A 21982-nucleotide genomic window follows, 5' to 3' on the forward strand; every position below is an offset into this window, starting at 1 on the left:
ACGTAACCCTGATAAGGGTTTGCGCTCCAAAGGCATCTTTCACCGGGTGGAACAACATCGGTATGAGTCAATATCCAAACCTTGCGTTGAGAATATTCTCCGGCAAGGCCGACCAACAGATTCGGGCGATACCCGGACGGCACCCGCTCATCCGGTGCGTTTATTTCCAGTATATCGGGAAAGCCTGCCTGTATAAGATATTTCCGCAAATAATCCGTTTTTTCCGCTTCTCCTGAACCACCGTTGTCCGGAGAGAGCGCCGGAATACCGGTTAATTTTATCTGAAGGTCCACCATATCATCCACATAACTCTCGATACGGTGAAAAATCCGGGCCTTGGTTTTCTGGTTAATCATAGACAGGGTCCTTTGAAAAACCAGAAAACTCCGCCGTCTTCAGGCTGTCCTGATGTCCATTTTTTCCATGATAAATCGAAGAATGACGGTACTGATTGCTTCCACTTCGCAAGGGGCACGCCTCGATCATGGTAACGTGTTCTCTTTTCCTTTAAAGATCATTGTTTCCGTTTCCGCATGAAATTGCTGATTCCCAGAACAATTAAAATGGCTGGCAACAGATATGTACCCAAAGCGTGGAGACTCAAATTCCAATTCTTCATCGAAAGGAAGACCAAACCGACAACGAGAATCAACCATCCGCCGATATCCTTGATTTTCTGCATAAGCATAGAAGAGGCGATAACCAAAAGCAGAATCGGCCAGCTTTTTTCGAACCCATAAATACCCATGTTGTTGAGAAGAAGCAAACAACCCAAGGTAATGAGAATCGAGGCGCCGGTTAAAATATCGACCTTTTTCCTCCTGCTCATACAATAACCTCCGTCACCATGTACTTTTCAGATCATTGTTTCTCCATTTTTTCCGCTATTTTCATAAAAGGCCTGATCAAATCGATCGGAATAGGGAAAATCGTCGTCGAGTTATTTTCCGCTGAAACCTGAACGAGGGTCTGGAGATAGCGCAACTGCAGGGAAATGGGTTCGGTGGCAATCACCGACGCCGCATCGGTTAACTTCCGGGCCGCCTGAAATTCTCCTTCGGCGTTGATGATCTTCGCCCGTCGCTCGCGTTCCGCCTCCGCCTGTTTGGCCATGGCCCGTTTCATCTCCTCCGGCAGGTCAATATGTTTGACTTCGACCAGGGTGACCTTAATCCCCCACGGGCCACTGCTTCGATCGAGGATTTCCTGAATATTGAGATTAATTTTCTCCCGTTCCGCGAGGATTTCATCCAGTTCAAACTGACCGCAGACGCTTCGCAGGGTGGTCTGGGCCAGTTGGGAGGTTGCATAAAGGTAGTTTTCCACTTCCACCACCGCCGAATTGGCATCGACAACACGAAAATAGATAACGGCATTGACCTTGATGGATACATTGTCCCGGGTAATGACATCCTGGGGTGGTACATCCATTGCGATCGTCCGCATGTCGACCTTGATCATTTTATCCACAACAGGGATCAAGATGATGATACCGGGGCCTTTTGTATCGATGATTCGACCCAGCCGGAAAATAACCCCCCGTTCGTATTCATTGAGAACCCGGATCGCAGATGCGAGAAACATGACCACAAGGACAACAATAACTATCATGGTATAGTCAAACATAAAACGACCTCCTTCAATTGATTTCTTCCACGTTAAGAGTCAATCCTTCGACACTGTTCACTCGAATCTGTTTGCCTTGGACGATATTCCCGTCGCTTTTGGCATTCCAATATTCGCCTTTTATCAGAACCTTTCCGTGGTCGTGAATATCCGTCACGGCCACGCCTTCCATGCCTTCCATCTCCTCCTTTCCCGTAAGTTTTTTCCTCAATTGCGCCTTGACGACCAAACTGATCACCGCAACAAAGAAAAGGGACAAAACCGTCACCACGGGTACCAGAATCTGCAGGGAAACGCGCAGAGCGGGTTCCGGAGAATCAAAGAGTAAAAGAGATCCCATCACCAGGGAAATGATTCCGGCGACTGTCAACAGACCATGACTGATCACTTTGATTTCCGCGATAAACAAAACAATGGCGAAAAGAATCAAAAGCACCCCGGCATAATTAACCGGAAGGGTCTGGAGGGCAAAAAAGGCCAGAATCAGGGACATGCCGCCGATCACACCCGGGAGAATCGCCCCCGGGTTGGAAAACTCAAAGTACAACCCTGCGAGCCCGATGAGAAAGAGGATATAGGCGATATTGGGATTACTTATCGTTGACAGAATCTGTAAGCGGAGCCCCATCTTCTTTTCTCTGATTTGAGCGTGACGCGTTTTCAGCACCTGCTCACCCTTCGGAAGAACGATACGTCGGTTATCGATCTGCGAGAGAAGATGGTTCACATCTGATGCCACGATATCGATCACTCCAAGTTTCAGAGCTTCCTCAGCTGTAATGGATTCACTTTTCAAGACCGCCTTTGCCGCCCATTCCTCGTTTCGACCACGCTTTTTGGCTATACCTTTCACATAAGCCACAGCATCCTTTTCCACTTTTTCCGCCATCGTCTCGTCCATTTGGCCGCCAATCCCGATGGCAACAGGGTGTGCGGCACCAATGTTCGTCCCGGGCGTCATGGCAGCCACGTGAGCGGCAATCGTGATAATGACCCCAGCGGAGGCAGCGCGTGCTCCTGACGGGTGAATAAAGACAATCACCGGTAACGGGGCGTTGAGGATGCTTTTCGCGATTGTCCTCATGCTTGTGTCAAGCCCACCGGGTGTATCCATAAGAATGACCAAACCAGACGCAGACATTTTCGCCGACTCCTCGATACACTGCCCGATATATTCGGCAATTGGTGGCGTGATCGTGGCATCGACGGTGATCACGTCGAAAACAGGCGGCGTCCCCTCTGCACCAGCCAGACCGTACAAACCGAGGAGAAGGCATATGAGGAAGGCAGCGACTCCTGTTCCCTTGTCACCCGTTACTCTCCTCACCGCCCGTACTCCTTCTTCATTTTATGGGATTTATGATTTTTCAACAGTTTGTAACCGTTTCATGATTTGTTGCACATCTTCCCAAACCAGCTTCTTTGCTGAGGCGTTGCGCAGCAAATATGCCGGATGGTACGTCGGCATGAGGGGTATGCCATGGTAATTGTGAAATCTTCCCCGCATGGTCGTGATCGGCGCCTCGTTCTTGAGCAGGGTACGGGCGGCAAAGGTTCCCAAAGCGCATATGACGCGTGGTTTGATCGCTTCCATTTGCCGGATTAAAAAAGGCTCGCAGGCCAAGATTTCTCCCGGCAGAGGGTTCCGGTTTCCCGGAGGACGACACTTGAGAATATTACAGATATAAACCTCCCCCCGCGTAAGGGACATCGCTTCGATGATTTTGGTCAAAAGCTGACCCGCACGACCGACAAAGGGCCTTCCCTGTCGGTCTTCATCTTCCCCAGGCGCCTCACCGACAAACACCACTTGCGCTCGGCTGCTCCCTTCACCAAACACGATATTTCGTCGCGTCGCGTGAAGACCGCAGCGCCGGCAATCCCCCAGACTCGCGTGGACGGCCTGGAGTGTTTCTTTCTCAAACTCGTCATTTCCAGGAACTTCAGCATAATGGACACTCGACACATCGGACCTTTCCACCCCAAGATACGATAGGGGATGATTTTTCTCACGATCCAGGGTGATGGCTGTTATGAGAGAGTCGATGATTTCCAGCAATTCTACGGAGGGATCCTGTCCGGCAACCATGGTCAATCCGTTTCTCAGGCCGTATGCGACTTTCGCATCTCCCGAACGCGGTCCAAAATCCGGTTGGCCGCGTCCATTTTATCCATGATCGGCAATTCTTCCATCCCCCCATCCCGGTCAAGGATCTTAATGATATTGGTATCCGTCTGAAACCCTGCCCCCTCCTGAGTCAGATCATTCGCTACAATCATGTCCAGATTCTTTCCCAGAAGCTTCTCCCTGGCATTCTCCACCAGATTTTCCGACTCCATGGCAAACCCGACAAGGATGCGGTTACCCTTCTGCCTGCCAATCTCCTCTATAATGTCGGGATTCCTGACCAGTTTTACCGTCAGGGCATCTTTCTTTTTCTTCATTTTGTTCGGAGCAACTTCCCCTGGCCGGTAGTCCGCCACGGCCGCCGCCTTGATGATTACAGTCGCGCCCTCCAGATTGGCCATAACGGCGTCCCTCATTTCGATTGCCGTCGCCACAGGCAGGTAAAGGACCCCGTCAGGTTTTTTCAGTGCGGAGGGTCCGCTGACCAAGGTCACATGTGCGCCCCGGCGCCTTGCCATCGTGGCCAGTGCATATCCCATTTTTCCTGACGAATGATTGGAAATGAAGCGGACGGGATCGAAGGACTCCCGTGTCGGACCAGCTGTCACAAGAATCCGCTCACCGGCAAGATCCTTGTCCGTCAGCACGGTTTCGATGGCCTCCATAATATCCGAGACTTCTGCCAGTCTTCCCGGACCGGTCACCTTGCAGGCGAGATCTCCGTAACCGGGCTCCACAAAACGATATCCCAGGGTTGCCAATTTAGCAATATTGGCCTGCAGAACAGGATTGCCATACATGTGCATGTTCATGGCGGGACAGAGGAGAACCGGCGCCCTTGTAGCCATGATCACTGTAGTCAAAAGGTCGTCGGCGATTCCGGAGGCGATTTTCCCGATCACGTTGGCCGTGGCGGGTGCAAGCACAGCAATGTTGGCGTACTCGGCCAGGGAGATATGGGCAATATCGTGATCCTTGATCAGGGAAAACATATCCGTATAAACAGGATTGCGGGACAAGGTCTGGATAGTCATGGGCGTCATGAATTCGCAGGCGTTTTCCGTCATGATGACTTTTACGCCGGCCCCTCGCCGGATGCACGCCCGTATCAATTCGCCCGTTTTATAGGCCGCAATGCCACCGCTCATGCCGAGCAGAACGTTTTTCCCTTCCAACATCCTCAATGCTCTCCGGAATACGATTTAGAACAAATAGAGAGAAAATATAACAACAAAGGAGGGCAACTTCAAGCTGAATTGTCTCAGGAAACGGCCTCGCAGAGACAATTTCATCTTGCAAAACAGTAGGGAAACCAATATACGTCCAAAGCAAAGGCGGACTGACTGAACCCGTCACATTCGGACATGGCATAACCCCAACGAGGTATCCACAGATGCCCTACACCAACATATCGCTTTCAAAGGGAAATTCCATGAAGAAATTAACCCCGTTCTTGCTGGCTGGTGTTGTTCTTATCCTTCTCATCGCCGTTGTTTTTTTCATGCTGCCTGTTTTCGAGGGGGGCAAACCTACAATCAAGTTGTCGCCGGACCTGAAATCAATCGGACCGGGGCAGGCGTTTTCCCTCACCGTAGCCGACAAAAAAAGTGGCGTGAAAACCATCCTGGTCAATCTGACCCAAAACGGCAAGACCCATGTGTTGGCTTCCATCTCCCATGCAGATAAAGGCCCTGTATACCAGGATATTCCCATCAAGATCGATCCCTCAATGAAGCTGATCGACGGCCCCGCAATCCTTCAGATCATTGCTGTGGATTCCTCTTTCCGGAAGAACAAGGCAACCGTCGTCAAACCGGTCTATGTCGATTTTACCCCCGCCCAGATTTTTCTGCTCAACACAATGAATCACATCAATCCAGGCGGCGTATGCGTGATTCTGTATCGAACATCCGAACCGGTCGTGGAAAGCGGGGTATTCGTCAATGAAACTTTTTTCAAAGCCTATCCGATCACCGTATCCGGTAAACCCTGCTATGTCTGCTACTTCGCGATTCCCTTGGACACCGGAAACGGCGAACCACATATCCGGGCCTATGTAAAAGATCCGGGCCAGAACGAAACGTCAGCCAACATTAATTTTATTCTGAAGAAGAAGGTTTTCCGAAGTGATAAGGTCAACCTGAGTGACAACTTTCTCCAGAGAAAAATGCCCGATTTTCAAATGGCAATCCCTGAACTGCGCGGCAAAGCCCTTATCGATGTATTCACCTATGTGAACACGAAGATGCGTGAAGACAACCTCAATACCATCCAAGCCATCTGCCGACAGTCCCAACCGAAACCGCTCTGGGAAGGGACATTTCTCAGAATGAAAGACGGGGCGCCTATGGCACTTTTCGGTGATCGGAGAGAATGGATATTCGAAGGGCGGAAAATCGGGGAAAGCATTCACGAAGGCATCGATCTGGCTTCGACGGCACAGGCACCAGTCCAGGCTGCGAACAACGGCTTAATCGTTTTCACCGGCTCCCTGGGAATTTACGGAAATACGGTCATCATCGATCATGGTTTGGGAATGATTTCCTTATACGCGCACCTGAGTTCGATTCAGGTTAAGGAAGGACAGACGATCAGAAAGGGAGAAATCATTGGTAAAACCGGTTTGTCCGGTCTGGCAGGGGGCGATCATTTGCATTTCGGCATCATGGTGGGAGGGCAATTCGTCAATCCCATTGAATGGTGGGATGCGCATTGGATCACTGATAATGTAACAAAGAAATTTGACGTTTCCTTCTGAAGGATCATATTTTCCCAATATCCCGGTGGTAAACACTGGCAGGATAGTTTTTGCCATTTAAGTAAGCGCCGAGGCGGTTGGCCATGGCAACGGAGCGATGACGGCCGCCGGTACAACCCAGAGCGATATTGAGTCTGGACTTGCCTTCCTTTTCGTAAAGCGGCAGAAGAAACCCCATCAGATCCGTCATTTTCTCCACGAACCGTACACTTTCATCCGTGGAAAAAACATATTCCCTGACGGTTGTATCCTGCCCGTCACGGCGCTTCAGTTCTTCGACAAAATAAGGATTAGGGAGGAAACGGACGTCGAAAACGATATCTGCGTCCATGGGAATGCCATAACGATACCCGAACGACGTCACATAAATCAAAAGGCGTTTTAAAACACCATCGGCTATGTACGCGCGTTGGATAACCTCCTTCAACTGATGGACATTCAAGGGGGTTGTATCTATGACCCGATCGGCCATATTTTTCAGGGGCATGAGTTTTGCTCGCTCACGCTGGATGCCCTCCATGATGCTCCCCTTGGGTGCCAAAGGGTGAATGCGCCGTGTCTCACTGAAACGATGCACGAGACCATCGTCCGTAGAGTCCAAAAAGAGAATTTCAATGGTGTATCCCTGTTGTTTCAGCTGCGTAAAGATCCGCTGATATTCTTCGAGAAAACTTTTCTCCCGGAGATCCATGACCAAGGCTACACGGTCGACTGCCCGTTCGGGAGCGGCCTGGACGCTTAAAAATTGGGGTAGGAGCACTACTGGAAGATTGTCAACGCAATAAAACCCAATATCTTCGAGAGCGCGAAGAACGGTGCTTTTTCCCGAACCGGATAAACCCGTAATGATAACGATGCGGATTGGTCTCATAGGGTATCCTTTGGGCGGGTAAAACCCTGCACCCACTTTTCGATGAGCGTGGCAGGACGGGAGTGACCAGACATTGACGGAAAAACGGAAAAGGGCAGAGGAACTCCCATGAGGCAACGCGTCGCCGCCCCGGTCTGCATATTCGGTTCCGTCATCAACTCACTCCACAACTGTATCGGTGAATCAGATGCCATGCGGGTAATGTCGGGACAAGAACGGGTTGGCAAAATCCCCTCACCCCTGATGGCAATAAAGGTTCGTGCCAGTTTATACCCGCTGCCGTACAATTTGCCCTCCTTTTTTACAACCTCAATGAGATCGTCCGCAATCCAGATGTGACCTTTTCCGGCCAAATCAAGACCGCATGTGGTTTTACCTACACCTGCCTTTCCGGTAATCAGCAAGCCAAGACCGTGAACATTCGTTAAGACACCGTGAACCAACACGGTCTGACGTATTTTCTCACGAACGAGACCGATGACGCGGCTTTGCAAATAGGGGGCACCCAAGCACGAAAGCAAAAGACCAATGCCGTGATCTGCACAATATCGCCTAAACCCCTCCGGCGGTTCCTGGTTGTCCGCAAAGGCCACACAGGATACACTTTCCTTCCCCAAGCGGGCTAAAAACCTCTCCCGTTCTTCCGGAATCAGAAGTCTTTTTACGGCGCTGTCAGAAAGTACGAGTATGCTTTCTGGAGAGACAAGCGGAAAATCGTTCGGTTCGGCAATCAAAAAACATTCGGGGCAACAGGAGGCAGGAAATTCGCGGTCGGTCAGGGAAAAGACCTCCCGGAGACCCAGCCTTGCCTCCGATCCTTCCAGAAGCCCCCTGATCGATTTTCTCCTCAAAAGAAAGCTTTCGCCCCGCTCTTCCTAACAGGTCTCATCCTTTTCAGCAATGGCCTGATATAATTCATCAATAGTCTTTGCTTCCAGCAATTTTTTCCGAAATCCTGCATCCTTGAGCATCCGGGAGAGCTTCGCGAGGGTCTTCAGATGCTGCCCCGTCGACTGTTCGGGCGCAACGAGGAGAAAAAAGAGGTGGACGGGCTTGCTGTCCATTGCCTCAAAGGGGATCCCCGCATCACTTTTTCCAAAGGCGATATATATATCGTCCAGATCCGCAAGCTTACCGTGCGGGATGGCAATACCGTCACCAATGCCTGTCGTGCCCAGTTTTTCCCGTTCCAGCAGGGTCTTGACCATGGCCGAATGATTAAATTCGATACTCCCACAGGTAAAAAGGGACGAGAGTTCGGAAAGCACATCCATCTTGTTTTTTGACTCCAAAGATACGGAGACGTATTCTTTTTTCAGCTTATCGATGATCTTCATTTCCGATGCCCCGCCAGTCAGCCGTTTGTTTCGATCACCGCTAAAGCACCGCCTTCACGGCGATACATGACATGAACGTTCTCAGTTTGGATATCTCGGTAAACCACGAAAAGATTCTTCGTTTCTTCCATCTGCATGGCCGCATCTTCCAGGGACATAGGTTGCAAATGAACCTTTTTCGTTTCCACCACGCGTGACATCGACGACTCGTCAAATTCCTCCACAACGGGTTCTCCAACCAGCGTACCGGTCTCCCTCCCCCCCGGTTTATGTGTCCGGATCTTTTCCTTATATTTTTTCAACTGGCGCTCCAGTTTGTCTACGGCGGTGTCGATAGCCAAGCGCATGTCCTTTGCTTCTTCCTTGCTGTTTATGTTCACACCATCTGCAATGAGGTTGATGTCAGCTAAATTTCTGAACTTTTCCACTTGAAGAACGACACGGGCCTCCGAGGGAGTATCAATATACTTGTCGAGTTTTTTCATTTTGTCTTCCACATATTCCCTCTGCCACAACTCATCTTCCCCATTTCGCAAGGTCACTGTAATTCTCATTATAGATCCTCCTTAAATTTCACTTCGCCCGGTTCTCGTTGTTGGTGAGTGGGCGCGTACAATTGAATCACCAAAGAAATGGCCATATAGTGTTGTTGTCAGGAAAAATCAATTGTTTTGTGGAGGTAAAATTATTTTCTTACGTCGGGAGGAGGGAAGGATGCCGAGCATCTCCCGATACTTCGCCACGGTCCTCCTGGCTATGGTGATTCCCGATGCCTTGAGTCGTTTGACGATGTCCTGATCGCTCAGAGGTTTCTGCCCATCCTCCTCCCCGATTATCTTTCGGATTTTCTCCTTCACGCTCGTGGAGGCGATGTCTCCGCCGTTTACGGTCTGGATGCTGCTGCTGAAGAAATACTTCAGCTCAAAGATCCCTCGGGGAGTAAGCATGTATTTGTTGGTGGACACCCGGCTGATGGTGGATTCGTGCATCTCCACATCATCTGCCACCTGCCTGAGGACAAGAGGTTTCAAGTAATTAATGCCTTTATCGAAAAATTCCCGTTGGTAATCAACGATGCTCTGAGCCACTTTTTCGACGGTTTTCTGTCTCTGTTCGATACTTTTGATCAACCACGTCGCCGACTGGACCCGTTCCCGGACGTACTGTTTACCTTCTTCCGCTTTGACTCCTCTTTTCAACCCTCCCATGACTTCTTTGTAGAGATTGTTTATCCGCAACCGCGGCATACCGTCTTCATTCAAAACCACTTTGTAATCACTTCCCTGTTTGACGATAAAGACATCCGGAACAATGGGCTGCACCCTTTCCTGAGTGAACACACTCCCGGGCTTCGGGTCCATGCTGCAGATCATGGCAACCAATCGGAGGACTTCCTCCAGCGTAATTTTCAATTTTCGGCAGATATTTGCATAGTTTTTCTTTTCTAGATCCCCCAGATGATCCCGGATAATGGTTTCCAGATTCTGGTTGGACGGATCAATGATTCTCGCCTGGATGAGGAGACATTCCTGAAGATTTCGAGCGGCGATACCCGGCGGATCAAACTCCTGAATTTTTTTCAGGACACTTTCGATGAAAGATAACCCCAGTGTCAGCAGCTCGGCAAGCTCCTCCACAGTAATGGCCATATAGCCGTTCGGATCGAGGTTCCCGATGATCTGCTCACCAACACGAACCTCGTCGGGCGTTAGACGGGATAATGTAAGCTGCCAGGTCAGGTGATCCGAGAGGGAAGGTGAGGATGTGAGCACATTATCCCATGAAAGGTTCTCACTGTCCCGGCGGTCATATTTCACACCCACGGGGCCGTAATCTTCCAAATAGCTGTTCCAGTCGAACTCCTCTTTACCATCTCCTTCGCCCGTCAACTCGCCCGGGCTTTCCAGGTTTTCCAGAGACGTATCCCGCTCTGTTCCATCGCTGGCATCAAGGCCTTCCGTGGACTCCGGGCCATCGGCTTCACTGAATTCAGCACTGTTTTCCTCTTCCGTCTCTGCATCCGGCAATTCCTCATCCAGGAAAGGGTTTTCCTCCATTTCCTGGCGAATCGTGTCCACGAGTTCCAAACGGGAGAGCTGCAACAATTTGATTGCCTGTTGCAGTTGCGGAGTCATAATCAATTGTTGGGTTAATTTTAAATTTTGTCTCAGTTCCAAAGCCATAGCAATTGTCCACCCGGCGACATCCCATTCCCAATGAATTCAGCCGTCTTTCTCAACTTATTAAAGCGTGTTTGTCCTTCAGTTCAAAATCAAAATTTTCTCCGAAATAAATTTTTCTCGCCATTTCGCACCGGGCAATTTCTTGCGGTCCCCCCTCGACCAGCACCGACCCCTGGTTGATAATATAGCCACGATCACATACGGCGAGCGTTTCCCGGACATTGTGGTCGGAAATAACCACACCGATCCCCTTTTTTCTCAATTTAAATATAATTTCCTGAATATCCGCTACGGCCAAAGGGTCGATCCCCGCGAACGGCTCATCCAAGAGAATATACCGGGGTGATGTGACAAGGGCCCGTGTTATCTCTACCCTCCGGCGCTCTCCCCCGGAAAGGGAATAGGCATAGTTGTCCGCCAAACCCGTGAGATCCAGTTCCTGCAGAAGTTCCTCCAAACGCTTGTGGCGTTCTTTCCCGGACAATGCCAAGGTTTCGAGGATCGCCATGATGTTTTCTCGTACGGTGAGCTTGCGGAAAACCGACGGTTCCTGGGGCAGATAATTCAGTCCTTTCCGAGCCCGCTGGTACATGGGTTCGACGGTGACATCTTCTCCGTTCAAGAAGATCTTCCCGCCATCCGGTTTGATCAAACCCACAATCATGTAAAATGTGGTGGTTTTTCCGGCACCGTTCGGCCCAAGAAGACCAACCACTTCACCCGATTTAACGGTTAAATCAACTTGGTTGACAACCCTCCTGCCTTTGTATTTTTTGACGAGTCCCTGTGCTTCCAGCAATTCCATAAATCCGCCATTCATCCGCTCATGGCAACCGGGATATGGCTCCGGCAAGTCCTTGACCGCACTCCGTCACTATGGTTTCGTCTCTTTTTTTCTAGACGGGAAAATCGTAGCATTCACCCGCTGCTTGGTGCTGCTTTCCACAATACCCCGGTTTTCGTTTAAAAACACCACGACCCGATCACCCCGGATGACATTTTCCCCTTCGTTTAAAACCGCATCTCCCTTGATAATAATTTGTTGCGTGTCCTGAAGATAAACAGCTTCATTGCCTGTCACCACGCGTTCCCCCTGAGTGATCCGGACATTTCCCTTTGCCTCGATCCGATCTAGGTCACTTTTTTGATGAATGTCCATCACGCCGTCCCTTGCCCCGCTTTCCGTTTTCCTTTTATAGAAGAGGGTGATTGTTTCCGAACGAATTGTCCGCTCCCCCTGCGTGGCTATGGCGTTGCCATCAAACACCACCGTACCTCTGTCATTGTAGATATCCATCCGGTCCGATGAAATTTGAATCGGTGTGTCCCTGTCCACCATGTTTTTCTTCGCATCGGGATCTTTCCCGAATACCCCGGTTGTCGGGAAGATCACCCAAAAACACAGGAGTAAACAGATTATGATAGGCCATCGTGAAATCATCAACCCCTCCCGCCCCCTTTCCGTCATCTCGGTTGACGTGACGAAATGGTTGCTTTGACCTGGGACAGCAGAGTCAGCTGTCTTTTATCCACAAACAACCTCAACCCCACTCCCCTCACCTCAATGTCCCTGTTTATCATAGTTACAGGTGAGGTCGTATGAATTTTTTTCTCCGCATCCGTGTAGAAAAGCCGATCGGTGGTCACCAGGGTACCATCATCCGATTTGACTGCAACGTGACCCGTCATGGAAATATCCTTTTTATTCGTGTCATAACTCCCCCGGTCGGCGGTAATGGTATAGACTTGACGACTGGGCATAATGATCTTCACACGAACATCCTCCAAGTCCGCCGTATTGTCCTTCTTCTGATAGGTAACGGTTTTTGCCCGGATCTCATACCGGACGTCAGCCCGCCCTACCTCCGTGAAAAACACATCGTCTGCCTTCACATCGACTTTTTCCGGTACTATTTTCAGCGACGGCGAGGTTTTCTTCTCCTCCGGTTCCCGCCATTCAGAGAAAAGAACCCATCCGATCACCAACAGGATGACGATCGCCGCGACAGATATTTTCAGCAAAAACGGTTTCCTCATCAGCAATCCGGAAGGTTTTTGAAAAACAGAAAAAGATAACGCCATTTGCCGAAAAACAAACGATCAACGGGATTCGTTCCTCTCTTCTTTTTTTCTACTTTCCAAGCCGCCTGCATAATCAGGCCCGAATTTTGCGTGACTGTACCCATGACTGGTTTATATCACCCGGCGAGCAGCCTGTAAAGGCATACTCCATTAAAGCATCAGAGGAATTCGGGAAAATGATACCGTTCTGCGACCTCTTTCCATTTCCCCTGCACCCTGAGAATAGTCTTGCAGATATCCCTCACCGCTCCCTTACCGCCTCCGAACGGCGAAATATAATCGGCCATGGGGGGCACTTCTTCCGCCGCATCCGCCACAGTGGCGGAAAAAGCCGCCTTTTTCATCAGGGGAATATCAACAATATCATCACCGACGTAGGCTGTTTCGGCAAAGGAAACACCCTTTGACGCCATCCAACGCGTAAAATATTCCAGTTTATTCATAACCCTCTGATGGACCTCGCTGACACCCAGATCTTCCGCACGGAGTTCCACAACACGGGAGCGGCGTCCCGTGAGAAACATGATGTTGAAACCGAAACGCATCATCATTTTCAGAGCATGGCCGTCTTTGACATTGAAATGCTTGCTTTCCAGTCCATTGTCATCGAGGATAACCCGACCATCGGTCAGGACCCCATCCACATCCAACACCAGCCATCGGACTCCTTTGATCCTTTCCTTGACTTCATCACTTAACTCATCATTCATACGGAATTTTCCTCTCTTCTGATCTTTTTATCTCGCACCGCCAAAGAAACCCTATGGATTTTTCACAATCCCGTCAATCTCTTTAAGCACCTTGAGCAAGAAGGGAAGCGTTTCCAATTGCAATGAGTTCGGCCCATCGCAGAGAGCCCGGTCGGGATTAGGGTGTACTTCCAGGAAAAGACCGTCAACACCAACGGCAACAGCGGCTCGCGCCAAATAGGGAACCATTTCCCGCTCCCCCCCCGATGCCTTACCGGTTCCTCCAGGCAATTGAACGCTATGAGTCCCATCGTAGACCACAGGATAACCCAAGGCCCGCATAAGAGGAAGAGAACGAAAATCACTGACCAGATTATTATACCCGAAAGAAACCCCTCTTTCCGTCACGATAATTTTATGATTTCCGGTTGTTTCGGCCTTGGCAATGACATTCGCAATATCCCTCGGAGCGAGGAATTGACCTTTCTTGATATTGATGACCTTTGCCTGGCGCGCCACTTCAACGATGAAATCTGTCTGTCGGCAGAGAAAAGCGGGGATCTGTACGATATCGAGTACCTCGGAGGCGGGGCCGATCTCTTCAAATCGATGGACATCAGAAAGGACCGGGATTTTCAATTCATCCCTGATAGCCTTCAATATTCGCAACCCTTCCGTCAAGCCCGGCCCCCGGAAGGAATCCGCGGAAGTGCGGTTGGCTTTATCGTAAGATGCCTTGAAAACAAAAGGAATTCCCAGTTCTTCCGTCAGATTTTTGAGATAACAGGCGGTATCACGTGTACTCTGCTGGTCCTCTATAACACAGGGACCGGCAATCAGAACGATCCCCTCCCTTTGCCCACCGATCGCCACCCGTTCATTGATAACAACCTGTTCCACGATCCCTACGACCCCCTTTGATTTTCTTTGTTCTGTTTTTCCCTCAGAAGGCGTATCTTCAACTGAGGAATCCGTTCACTCGCCTCCTCATCACCCGGATTCAATTGATAGGCTCTGGTATAAGCATTGAGCGCATCCAACAATAATCCCTTTTTTTCGTAGGCCGCACCCATGCGACTATAGACATCACTTTCTTCCTCGTTGTAACGCAAGGAAACACGATAATTTTCAATGGCCTTGTCCAAATTGCCCTTCAAGCTGTATGCATAACCCAAATCCGCATAGACACCGCTTTTTTTCCCTTCCAGTTTAAGCAGTCGCTGATAGGTTTTTATGGCATCATCGTAACTTCCTATTTTTATATAATAATCTGCCAGATGGTTCAACGATTTCGGAGACGGCTTCTGCTCAGATGCTTTCCGGTAAAGGGCGGCCGCAGCCTTCTCTTTTCCCATTTTTTCGTACGTCACGGCCAGGTTATAATTTATTTTTTCGTCTTTTAAGCCAGACTGGATGGCTTTTTCATAATACCCGGCCGAGATTGCCAGTTTGTTCAATTCTCCGTAGGCGTATCCCAGGTTAGCGTAAATTTTGCCTTTTTGAGAGATTTTGTTGATCAGTTTCTCATAATATCCGATGGCTTGCGTGTAGCGTCCATTTCGAAATGCCAAATCAGCCAAGCGGAGCATTGCATCCGTATCGCCGGGCTGCAAAGCAAGCACTTTTTCATACGTGTTCATGGCCTCCGAATCGCGCCTGTTGTTCTCCAGAGATAGCGCCAAGTTGTAGAGGATTACCGGATTTTTCGGGGCCAGCGACGCCGCTTTCCGGTAATGCTTCAGTTCCTCCGTCCACATTTTCTTCCCGCCATAAGCCGATCCGAGATTGGCGTGTAGCGTGGCGCCGGCAGTGCCTTGACGGAGTCGATTGTTAAAAAGACGAATGGCCTCATCGTATTTCCCCTGCTTCAAGTACATGCGCCCCAATCCTTCGAGCATCGGGACGGATTGAGGCATTTTTTCCGTGACGATTCGGTACTGGGCGATCGCCTCATCCACCCGGTCCATTTTTTCATAAATCTCGGCCAGGCGAATACGGGCTGAATAATCCTGAGGCTTAAGCTTCACGAGAGTCTGGCATGATTCAGCGGCCTTCTCCCACGCACCCAAACGACTGTAGGCCAAAACCAGGTCTTCCCAGAGAGTGGAATCCTTCGGCTCGATTTTGACGGCGCGTTCGCCTGTTTCCGCGGCCAGATCATTTTTCCCCAAGACCAGACAGGATTTCAGCAATCCGGAGAGGGCCTTTATGTCATCCGGTTTTTGCGATAGGACAGCCTGGTATTCGGAAACCGCTGCGGAGTGCATGCCCATATGGCGATATATCTCTCCCAGGATTCTTCGGAGGGCGAGATCGCCGGGATTCGCCGCCACCACCCGCTTCAGATATTCAAGCTGCGTTCTGCGGCTGTTGGAGGCTTTTGCATAACGCAACCAATCCTGGGCCATGATCCGGATGTGGATCGGAATCGTTGTAAGGATTTCGCCTTGATAGGCAACCTGGATTTGTCCTGGCGCATAACCCTGTTTCATGACTTCCTCCGTCATATTGGCCATGGACAGCTCCACCAGATCGATGCCGCGTAGCAGCACCCGATAATCATCCGTGCCACCGATTCCCACCACATCAATGGAAAATCCTTTGTCCGTCAGAACATCGGACACAATGTCCTTGATCACAAATTCATCCCGGGAGGTCACATCGAAGACCGCCTGTTCGGAAATGAGGACCTCCTGACCGTTTTTTTCCGCCGTGAGCGCATAAATCCGGGGTGTTTGATCCAGCAGATAATAGGCCAAGGTTCCTTTAACACGCTGCATCAGAAAGGAAAGCAGGGCCGCTTTGTTCGGTGCAATGTAAGGAAGAATCAGGTAAACGACCAACATGAACAGAACCGCTGCGCCTGCTCCAATCCGGATCCCTCGATAGTTTCTTGATACAGTCAATGTGGCACCTTTCAGCAAATCATCCCCGAGGATGACATTTTTTGTGAACAATCTTTAATCGCTCGCCGGAGACGTGCGTATAAACCTGGGTCGTCGAAATGTCGGCATGCCCCAACATCATCTGGACGGAACGAAGATCCGCACCGCCCTCCAGCAAGTGCGACGCAAAAGAATGGCGAAATGTGTGAGGATACACTTTTTTCCTCAAACCCGCCCTTAAGGCATAAAAACGAATGATCTTCCAGAGCCCCTGACGGGTCAGCCTTTCTCCTCGCCGGTTCAAAAACAGGACGTCGCTCCTTTTCTCTCTGAGCAGAAGCGGCCGAGCCTGATCAGCATACGATTTTACGGCATCGTAGGCTGCCTGACCGATTGGCACGATTCTTTCCTTACTCCCCTTGCCGAAGGCGATCAGATATCCCGCCTGCCAATTGATATGGTTCATATTCAGGGCAATCAACTCCGATACACGAAGTCCCGTCGCGTAGAGCAATTCGAGCATGGCCGTATCCCGTACTCTGGCCGGCGTTTCATGACCCGGTGTTTTCAACAGTGTTTCCATCTCTTCCCGGTTCAAAATGTTGGGAAGCCGTATCCAACTCTTGGCCAATTCGATATGGGCAACCGGGTTTGTTTCAGCCAGCCTTTCCTGAATGAGATATTTATGAAAACCACGAATCGCAACGAGACTTCGGTTCATGGAAACGGATGAAAGCCCCGTCGTCCTTCTCTGCTCAAGGAAGGCAACCAGGAGCTCCGGCGTCATTCCATCCCAAGACCGAATGCCACGGCGGGATGCAAAGTCGGAGTACCTCCCCAAATCACGTCCGTAAGCTTCCAGCGTATTCCGTGACAGTCCCTTTTCCACGGTCAGATAATTAAGATAGGTATCGAGTACAACGTCAATCGTATCCATGATAATCCACCGCTATTATCCCCTCCTGCCAGACAAGACAGCTGTTTACCCCATTGTGAGAATCGTGCCTTATCTCATCGATGGCACGAGCCCACCCTGGGGTCCAAACCCAACAGTCTTCTACACCACTTGGCCCACCTTGTGCAATAAGGAACCCCCACATCAACACCTGGCCTTGTTTCCAGAGTCGTTCTCCAATAATCGCCTATGGATTTACATTTTGCCATCCCTGTGATAGGCCCAAAACTGAAGAAACTGACAGGGGAGGAAAGATCGTGCTGCAAATTGAATCAACCCTGCTTGTGGTGATTGACATTCAGGGAAACCTCGCCCGAGCCGCCACCGACCGGGACTTGTTTTTTGAGAATACACGGAAGCTGATCCAGGGAGCAAAGATATTCCAGCTTCCCATCATGGTCACCGAACAGATTCCGGAAAAACTGGGGCCTACCATTCAGGATGTTGCAGAATTGCTGGACGGTATTGATCGCCTAAGGAAAGCAACATTCAGCTGCTGCGGAAACAGCGCTTTTATGGAGGCATTTGAAAAGGTCAATCGCAGGCAGGTATTGCTTTGCGGCATCGAATCTCACATCTGTGTCTATCAGACGGCGTTGGATCTTCTTGGTCGGGATTACGAAGTCCATGCGGTAGCCGACGCGATTTCTTCGCGTACCGCCAAAAATCGTGCAATAGGTCTCAAAAAAATGATTGCCGCCGGAGCGCATCTGACCAGTACGGAAACGGTTCTCTTCGAACTGCTGAGGACGGCGGAAAGCGACAAATTCAAGGACATATTCAGAGTCATCAAGTAACACGACCAGCTTGTCATGCTTTGAGAAAGGCCTCGACCGAACCAAGACGCTTGTCCCGCATGCTTTCCCCGATCAGGGAACCGATCAGACCGGCCGGGGCATCCGGATCTGAATCAAGAAACAGAGGAAATGAACGAACCGAAACAGGCCCAAATTATCCCCCCCCGCAGCAAGTCAGCTGGCCCAGTATAGACAATTTGGCGCCCTCCTTGAGGGGTCGCTGAAGCTCCTCGGTCCCCAGGTAGGAAATGCCCTCCAGATGGATGTAAGAACGGGATATGAGACCATCGCCATCCATAAAACGGTCATAGAGGCTTTTTCCTTCATGGTCATGAACGGCCCTGAACAAGTCGGCGATGGTGTCGCCTTCAAATTGAAATACCGCTTCGTATTTCTCATCACCCCAGCCGACGTCTCTTCTCAGGGGAAGGCTCAATATTTGCAGAGTTACCTCCATGGCTCACCCGATTCTAGTATCATTTTTTACTATTCCTGCATATATAACGGCCCCTTACGGGAAGAGAGCACATGGCCGTCCAGCTGGTGGGAGCGTATCCGGCAGCCCATGTGCTCCAAATCAGAAAAAAAGACAACCCATTTTTATCAAGCGCTCTTGTCCGAAATCCTTTGCACAACGTTAACCCGCTTATTCCACCTCAACGAGTGGTCGGTAAACACCCGCATAAATCAAACACATTTCACACAAGAGGCCTCCAACCAGAACCAGGAGGCCGGCAAGACTCAACAGGGAGGCGGAAACCGTTTCGACGTTCACGAGGTAATAGCCGACAAGACAGATCGGGGCCAGCAATCCGGCAATGATCACGCCAAACCCGAACATCATGCTGAACTTGCCCGTGATAAGCATGCTCGCTGCCTGCTGCGCCGATTTCGTCATCCGCTTCACAACGGTCAACAGGATGAAAATCAGCAGCGTTGTGGTCACCAGGGTCAGCAGAAACTGCCGGGCAAGGGCCGGATAGCCGAACTGATCCGCTGTAAACGGAGCCAGCACCAGAAACAAGGCATAACCCATGCAGAAAGAGTAGCTGATGATCAGCACCGGAATAATCGGTGAATTCCAGAAGCCGATATTACGTGCTTCCGCAAACACAAAGCCCACATAGGCCATGATGAAGAAGGCGGCAAGGGCCGTCAGAATCGACACCACATTGGCCAGAATGACATTTTCAACCGTTACCATCCCTGTTCTGAAGGCGATGTCAATCAGCCCCAGGACAGCAAAAGTAAAAATGCCGTATGCGCCCCGGCTGATCCAAGAGGTCCCTGGTTTCCTTAATACGCCCATGGCCCGGAAAGGCTTGGAGGAAGCCAGCAGATGGGCGCCGTTCTTACAAACAACGACCAGCAGATACCCCACAATCAAGCCGATCCCATAATCAAATACCTGGGACAAAAGATAAAGTCCCGTGCCGACACCTCCCAGGTAGAAAGAAAGCACTTCGACCAACTTCCAGTCTGTCTGCGCCTTATACTGAGAGCCAATCTCCTGGCTTTCCGGAATAAGCCGCGTATAGTGCGGCAGCGCTTCAACGCGTTTGGTTGCCTCATTCGATATCATGGTTGACCTCCTATGGAAGATAATACACCGACGGGTTCGTACCCAGTTCAGCGTGCATCTGGTACCCGCCCCGGGCCAGAATGAGTTTTGAAACGTCACTGTTGGGATCGTTCAGATCACCGAACTTCAGTGCTTCCGTCGGGCACGTCTTCACGCATGCCGGCTGCAGACCGATTGTCACCCGGTCGATACAGAAATCACATTTCCCGGCCGTTCCCTCCTTGGACGCATTATCCCAGTACTTCTCGATCGGCGTAAATCCATTCGGGAAATAGGGCTCCACCTTCTCAAAAAACGAAATTGCCTCGTAAGGACACACCATCCGGCATACCCGCGCACCATAACATTTGCCGGGATCATAAATCACGACCCCGTCGTCCCGCTTGGAAAAAACACCGGATGGACAGTTCCGCACACACGGCGGATCGTCGCAGTGCATACAATTCGTCGGTATGTAACTGCGCTTTATATTCGGATATTTACCGGTCACCTTTTCAAAAACTTTCCGATAAAAGATGCCCGGAGGCGTTCCATTTTTCATCTTACATGCGATGGTGCAGGACTGGCATCCGATACATCGCTTCAAATCAATGGTCATTCCATATCTGATCACGGTTTACCTCCTATGCCTTGTATATTTTGACTCTGATGGCGGAGTCCAGAGAACTGTTCATCTTGTCCATGTTGTCTAGGTGCTGCCCGAAAAACATGTTCCAGGACGGCCCTTCCTTTCTTCCGACCGGTTCGCCATAAGCAAGTCGCCCGCCGACGCCCGATATGCCGATGCAGTCGCGGTGGATGCCCTCCGTCACGTGTGCCCTGCCTCCGGCCCGGTAACCGTACTCCGACTCGATCCAGATCTCATCTCCATCATTGACGCCTTTTCTCTTGGCCTGGTCCGGATGGATCATCACCCCGTAGATCCAGGGATAGGTGTGCCCGATTTCCAGAAGGACAGGATTGTTCATCGACCAGGAACCGCTGTGAACCGCCGTCTTGTAATTCACCAAGTGGAGATCGTAATCCCCTTTCGGCTCAAAAGACCGGCCGGGTGACCAATCCAACAGCGGCTTGTAATCGTCCGTATCCCATTCCTTCTCCAAGCCCATCTCCGTAACCACGCGCTTGACGTCCTCACCCGCTTTAATCCAGTACTCCATGAAAATATTGTATCGACCCGGAACAAAGGGACCGGGATACTTCTCATCGACTTCCTTTTTCATCGTGAGGACCTGGGTGCCGCTTTTTTCATAATAGTCGATTCCCACACCGTGGCGGTCCTTCATGAAGTGGTCGTACATCTCCAGGCGGGTGTATTTCTTCTGGGGATCAAAGGCGTTTTCAGGCTTCAGAGACCACAGGATGTTGCACCAGTTGAGCAGATCCGGCATGCAGCCGACCCGATCGTAGATTTCCAGCATGATATCCATCCAATGCTTGATCTCCGGATTGGGCGGCTGGACCATGGGACGCCGGAAAAACCAGTACCAATCCTGTTCTCCCACGCCCTGGAATTTGAAGGGCAGATTGGCAAAGGGATCGCATCGCTCCGCCCAGTGGGCATTCGGCAAAACCAGATCGGCCATCTCCGTTGCCTCATTGATTTCCAGGGCAAATTGAAGGACAAATTTGATTTTCTTGAACAACTCCGCCATGAGGAGGGGGCTGATGTAGCCGGCGATGGGATTCGTGTGGGCCGTGATAAAAAATTCAATATCGTAATTAAGGCCGAATTTCTTGGGATTCTCCATCGAAATAGGCCAGAAGTTGTCACTGAAGGAGTTGCATGGGGTGAGGTCGAAAAGACCATAGGTCATGGGCTTTTGGACCGGACGCGCCGGATAGGAATCGAACGCACCGAAGTGCCAGTAGGTACCGTTCGGAGAAAGGTTGATCCCGTCGGCGTCCGCCTGGATGCCCCAGCGTTTTTTATAATTCGTGCTGATCCCCAGGACCCCGCCGGGAACATTCACGCCGCCGATCAGAACATTGATCATCTCAATCGCAAAAATGGTATGGATGGAGCGGCGGTGGTTCGCCGTTCCCTTCCCGGTCAGTAGCGTCGCCGGACGATAGGGCAGTTCCACCC

General features: G+C 50.6%; 24 protein-coding genes. 2 read left to right on the forward strand and 22 right to left on the reverse strand.

The window, feature by feature from the left end:
• The 6 genes from GX147_09405 to coaBC all read right to left on the reverse strand — a co-directional run.
• A partial coding sequence (locus tag GX147_09405; protein NLN60894.1) for a M20 family metallo-hydrolase occupies nucleotides 1-356 on the reverse strand: 356 nt, incomplete at its 3' end.
• A gap of 158 nt (nucleotides 357-514) precedes the next feature.
• Entirely contained in the window at nucleotides 515-829 is a 315-nt protein-coding gene (locus tag GX147_09410; GenBank protein NLN60895.1) for a hypothetical protein, read from the reverse strand.
• Between the two features lie 32 nt (nucleotides 830-861).
• A complete protein-coding gene (locus tag GX147_09415) occupies nucleotides 862-1626 on the reverse strand; it encodes a slipin family protein (protein NLN60896.1) in 765 nt (254 codons plus the stop codon).
• Between the two features lie 13 nt (nucleotides 1627-1639).
• Nucleotides 1640-2767: a nodulation protein NfeD gene (locus GX147_09420; protein NLN60897.1), complete on the reverse strand. Its 1128-nt coding sequence runs from the start codon at nucleotides 2765-2767 to the stop codon at nucleotides 1640-1642.
• Between the two features lie 216 nt (nucleotides 2768-2983).
• Nucleotides 2984-3715 carry a uracil-DNA glycosylase gene (locus GX147_09425; protein ID NLN60898.1) on the reverse strand — a complete coding sequence of 244 codons (732 nt, stop codon included), beginning with the start codon at nucleotides 3713-3715 and terminating at the stop codon, nucleotides 2984-2986.
• A 14-nt stretch (nucleotides 3716-3729) separates the two neighbouring features.
• On the reverse strand, nucleotides 3730-4932 hold the full coding sequence (gene coaBC / locus GX147_09430) for a bifunctional phosphopantothenoylcysteine decarboxylase/phosphopantothenate--cysteine ligase CoaBC (protein NLN60899.1): 1203 nt from the start codon (nucleotides 4930-4932) through the stop codon (nucleotides 3730-3732).
• 254 nt (nucleotides 4933-5186) lie between these two features.
• Here coaBC and GX147_09435 point away from each other — a divergent pair, with 254 nt between their 5' ends.
• Nucleotides 5187-6512, forward strand: a complete 1326-nt coding sequence (locus GX147_09435; protein ID NLN60900.1) for a M23 family metallopeptidase — start codon at nucleotides 5187-5189, stop codon at nucleotides 6510-6512.
• Nucleotides 6513-6516: 4 nt separating this feature from the next.
• On the opposite strand, the gene rapZ is transcribed toward GX147_09435, so the two are convergent.
• From rapZ to xerD, 12 genes are all read right to left on the reverse strand, one after another.
• Nucleotides 6517-7383: an RNase adapter RapZ gene (gene rapZ, locus GX147_09440; protein ID NLN60901.1), complete on the reverse strand. Its 867-nt coding sequence runs from the start codon at nucleotides 7381-7383 to the stop codon at nucleotides 6517-6519.
• A complete protein-coding gene (locus tag GX147_09445; protein NLN60902.1) occupies nucleotides 7380-8234 on the reverse strand; it encodes a hypothetical protein in 855 nt (284 codons plus the stop codon). The genes rapZ and GX147_09445 overlap by 4 nt, the downstream gene beginning before the upstream one ends.
• 24 nt (nucleotides 8235-8258) lie before the next feature.
• Nucleotides 8259-8720, reverse strand: coding sequence for a PTS sugar transporter subunit IIA (locus GX147_09450; protein NLN60903.1), 462 nt, complete (start codon nucleotides 8718-8720; stop codon nucleotides 8259-8261).
• 17 nt (nucleotides 8721-8737) lie between these two features.
• Complete coding sequence (raiA, locus tag GX147_09455) at nucleotides 8738-9274, reverse strand: ribosome-associated translation inhibitor RaiA (protein ID NLN60904.1); 537 nt, start codon at nucleotides 9272-9274, stop codon at nucleotides 8738-8740.
• Between the two features lie 108 nt (nucleotides 9275-9382).
• A complete protein-coding gene (gene rpoN, locus GX147_09460; GenBank protein ID NLN60905.1) occupies nucleotides 9383-10903 on the reverse strand; it encodes an RNA polymerase factor sigma-54 in 1521 nt (506 codons plus the stop codon).
• 52 nt (nucleotides 10904-10955) lie between these two features.
• A complete protein-coding gene (lptB, locus tag GX147_09465) occupies nucleotides 10956-11708 on the reverse strand; it encodes an LPS export ABC transporter ATP-binding protein (protein ID NLN60906.1) in 753 nt (250 codons plus the stop codon).
• 69 nt (nucleotides 11709-11777) lie between these two features.
• Nucleotides 11778-12344 carry a hypothetical protein gene (locus GX147_09470; protein ID NLN60907.1) on the reverse strand — a complete coding sequence of 189 codons (567 nt, stop codon included), beginning with the start codon at nucleotides 12342-12344 and terminating at the stop codon, nucleotides 11778-11780.
• Nucleotides 12345-12367: 23 nt separating this feature from the next.
• Nucleotides 12368-12925, reverse strand: a complete 558-nt coding sequence (gene lptC, locus GX147_09475; protein ID NLN60908.1) for an LPS export ABC transporter periplasmic protein LptC — start codon at nucleotides 12923-12925, stop codon at nucleotides 12368-12370.
• Nucleotides 12926-13143: 218 nt separating this feature from the next.
• Nucleotides 13144-13695 (reverse strand): HAD hydrolase family protein, encoded by a 552-nt coding sequence (locus GX147_09480; protein ID NLN60909.1) that lies wholly within the window; start codon nucleotides 13693-13695, stop codon nucleotides 13144-13146.
• A 51-nt stretch (nucleotides 13696-13746) separates the two neighbouring features.
• Nucleotides 13747-14577, reverse strand: a complete 831-nt coding sequence (gene kdsA, locus GX147_09485) for a 3-deoxy-8-phosphooctulonate synthase (GenBank protein ID NLN60910.1) — start codon at nucleotides 14575-14577, stop codon at nucleotides 13747-13749.
• Nucleotides 14578-14579: 2 nt separating this feature from the next.
• Complete coding sequence (locus GX147_09490) at nucleotides 14580-16580, reverse strand: tetratricopeptide repeat protein (protein NLN60911.1); 2001 nt, start codon at nucleotides 16578-16580, stop codon at nucleotides 14580-14582.
• A 19-nt stretch (nucleotides 16581-16599) separates the two neighbouring features.
• Nucleotides 16600-17487: a site-specific tyrosine recombinase XerD gene (xerD, locus tag GX147_09495; GenBank protein ID NLN60912.1), complete on the reverse strand. Its 888-nt coding sequence runs from the start codon at nucleotides 17485-17487 to the stop codon at nucleotides 16600-16602.
• A gap of 287 nt (nucleotides 17488-17774) precedes the next feature.
• On the opposite strand from xerD, the gene GX147_09500 reads away from it, so the two are divergent.
• On the forward strand, nucleotides 17775-18311 hold the full coding sequence (locus GX147_09500) for a hydrolase (GenBank protein NLN60913.1): 537 nt from the start codon (nucleotides 17775-17777) through the stop codon (nucleotides 18309-18311).
• A gap of 154 nt (nucleotides 18312-18465) precedes the next feature.
• Here GX147_09500 and GX147_09505 read toward each other — a convergent pair whose 3' ends face one another.
• The 4 genes from GX147_09505 to GX147_09520 all read right to left on the reverse strand — a co-directional run.
• Nucleotides 18466-18768: a hypothetical protein gene (locus GX147_09505; protein NLN60914.1), complete on the reverse strand. Its 303-nt coding sequence runs from the start codon at nucleotides 18766-18768 to the stop codon at nucleotides 18466-18468.
• A 189-nt stretch (nucleotides 18769-18957) separates the two neighbouring features.
• A complete protein-coding gene (gene nrfD / locus GX147_09510) occupies nucleotides 18958-19893 on the reverse strand; it encodes a polysulfide reductase NrfD (GenBank protein NLN60915.1) in 936 nt (311 codons plus the stop codon).
• Between the two features lie 10 nt (nucleotides 19894-19903).
• Nucleotides 19904-20491 (reverse strand): 4Fe-4S dicluster domain-containing protein, encoded by a 588-nt coding sequence (locus GX147_09515; protein NLN60916.1) that lies wholly within the window; start codon nucleotides 20489-20491, stop codon nucleotides 19904-19906.
• A gap of 25 nt (nucleotides 20492-20516) precedes the next feature.
• On the reverse strand, nucleotides 20517-21982 hold a 1466-nt coding region (locus GX147_09520), incomplete at its 5' end, for a hypothetical protein (GenBank protein ID NLN60917.1).

It is taken from the genome of Deltaproteobacteria bacterium (assembly GCA_012522415.1).
In the GTDB taxonomy this organism is placed as follows: Bacteria; Desulfobacterota; Syntrophia; order Syntrophales; family JAAYKM01; genus JAAYKM01.